At 33.2% G+C, this 2715-nt stretch carries 2 protein-coding genes; both read right to left on the bottom strand.

The window, feature by feature from the left end:
- Positions 1-423: 423 nt before the first annotated feature.
- Entirely contained in the window at positions 424-1800 is a 1377-nt protein-coding gene (locus tag AC3AX0_RS08475; protein ID WP_487549864.1) for an MATE family efflux transporter, read from the bottom strand.
- Positions 1801-1874: 74 nt separating this feature from the next.
- Positions 1875-2678, bottom strand: coding sequence for a MerR family transcriptional regulator (locus AC3AX0_RS08470; RefSeq protein ID WP_487549863.1), 804 nt, complete (start codon positions 2676-2678; stop codon positions 1875-1877).
- Positions 2679-2715: the final 37 nt, after the last annotated feature.

Raw genomic sequence — 2715 nt, 5'->3', positions numbered from 1 at the left:
AATTACATTTTATTTCGTTTATTTTTTAACGAATATTATAAACACATATGTATATTATTCGTTTTATATTAACAATCTTCCAATAAAAAACTGGAATCCTCAATGAGGATTCCAGTCAGTATTTTTAACATATTCTTATTTCTCCATCAGTTTCTTTTCCTCCTATTGCATATATATATATCTACCAAAGTATGTCTTTTTTAATACAAAGATTGCAGTCAATGCTATCATAGCTACTATTATTACAGTTGTTGCAACCCACACCTGTTTCTTCATTTCTAAAGATTGTAATAGGTCTCGCAACACTCAACAATCCAAATTTTGCGCCTTCGATACAAACATAATTGAAAAATGATCTATAAAAAAACATTGAAGTAACAAGAAATATAAAAAAGAATCCGCATCAAACGAATTCTTTTCATATCATATAGCTTTGGCTGCACCAACTTTTTTATTTGATTTTCTATTTTGTCCAATGTCAGTCTTGTTCTTCCACTTACCTGTCTTGTAATAGGCAAAGGTCAGTACAAATCCAAGAAGCCACCCAGCTGGTATGCTCCACCATATGCCGTCTGATCCAATTCTTTCTGAAAAGAACCAGGCAAAAGGTATTCTCGTAAGCCACAAGGTGACTAATGAGATAATCATGGGCACCATTGTATCACCTGCACCTCTGAGAAGTCCTGTGACAGTGAAAGAAGTACTTATGAAAAAATAGAAAGGCGCAACAATTCTTAGATAACTGCTTCCTATTTCAATAACATGTATATCCGTTGTGAATATTCCCATAAGATTTTTACTGAAAACAGTAAGAACTAAAGCAATTACTAGTGACAAACCAGCAGACATCTTCAATGATACCCATAGTCCTTTGGCCACTCTATCATCCTTTCCAGCCCCTAGATTTTGTCCCGTAAATGTTGATATAGCCGCGCTAATACTCATAACAGGCATAACCACAAAGGAATCTATCCTTCCTGCTGCAAAATATCCAGCCATTACAGTTTTTCCAAATCCATTTACAAAACCTTGTAAAGCAATCATTCCAAGTGCAACAAGCATTTGTTGCACCCCTGTTGGAAGACCTATCTTTATACTTGTAATAAAAATATCCTTGTCAAATACAATGTTTCTCAAGTCAAGCTTGAATACATCGTGATTTCTGTTTAGAAAATATACTCCACATATAAATGATATTCCCTGTGCAATTACTGTAGACCAAGCAACTCCTGCTATACCCCATTCCAGAATAAGTATGAACACAAGGTCAAGAACTATATTTATTATAGTTGATATTATCAGGAAATACATTGGAGTTTTTGAATCACCAAGACCTCTCAATATTGCACTAACCGAATTATACCCGAACATTGCTATCATTCCTGCAAACATTATCTTCAAATAAACCCTGGCATCAGAAAATACATCTTGAGGTACCTGCATAAGTCTTAAGAGTTGGTCGCTAAAAACCAGTCCTACGAATGTCAAAATGATTGTTGATAAGAAAAGAAAAACATAGGCTGTATCTATTGCCTTCTTGACACTCTTCATGTCGTTTGCACCATAATATTGTGAAATCAGTACAGTAGACCCCATTGTGACACCCAATATGAGAGAAACCAGCAAGAACATCAGAGGGAAGCATGCTCCTACAGCAGCTTGCGCTTCAGTTCCTATAAATTTCCCTACTATTATTCCGTCAACAGTATTGTAAAGCTGTTGAAATATATTTCCTATTAGCATGGGAAGTGCAAATGCAACTAAGTTTCCCGATATGCTTCCTTTTGTTAAATCCTTCATTATATTTACTCCCTAAGCAACTCATTATATAATTCCATTATAAAGTATCAAGTTACTTGAGAGTCAAGTTATAATTAATCTATAGGAAAATACAATTCCTTAACAATTATTTTTTCATCATTAATATAATATGTCAACACCCTTATTTCCAGTATACTGTCCGTTATTTTAAAATTATTCCTCAATGCATATTTATAAAGCTCTTCATATTTTATTGAAAAATCACTTTCTTTGCATTCCATGTAGCAGTGAAGACATTTCCTGCTTTTTAAAACCAGATATTCATTACTTAAATCAAATTTATCCTTTGTCACCAGTCCTCTGTTTATTATTGTTCTTGACATGTCACTGTTGAATTTTTTCTCAGAAACAATTAATACAAATCTGCTTAATTCAAGAAATTCATCTTCAAGTTTTTCCAACTTACCTTTTATATCCAACATATCCACATTTTTAATCTTGTTTTCAATATCATAGGTATATAGATAAAACTCCGGTGATTCTACAATTTTAAAATCGTCTTCCTTTATTATTGCTTCCCTTACCATGGATTTCATAGCTTCCGTAGTTTTAAGCTTTTTTTCTATTGACCTTATATGTTCCCTCAACTGGTCTTGTGTTTCATCCATAAACATAAGAATACCTTCAGGATTGCTGTTGTAAAGTTTTTCCTTAAGAGTTTTAATGGGTATGTCGAGCTGTCTGTATGTTATGATCTGCGATATTGTAGTAAACTGTCTGATGTGATAATACCTGTATCCAGTTTTTTTATCAACCTTTTCAGGCTTAAATATTCCTATTTCATCATAATATCTCAGAGTAGGTATTTCTATATTGAAAATCTTACTAATCTCGCCTATTTTGTAATACTCTCGCATACTATTACCCCTGTTCTTTATTGCCTTCCACTATATT

This window comes from Dethiosulfatibacter sp., assembly GCF_983023055.1.
The sequence above is the reverse complement of the archived record's forward strand: the minus strand, read 5'-3'. Positions and strand labels throughout refer to the sequence as shown.

What these genes read in the sequence shown, in the direction of transcription:
- AC3AX0_RS08470 (WP_487549863.1), bottom strand. Translation starts at nt 2,678, where the DNA reads ATGCGAGAGTATTACAAAATAGGCGAGATTAGTAAGATTTTCAATATA.
- AC3AX0_RS08475 (WP_487549864.1), bottom strand. Translation starts at nt 1,800, where the DNA reads ATGAAGGATTTAACAAAAGGAAGCATATCGGGAAACTTAGTTGCATTT.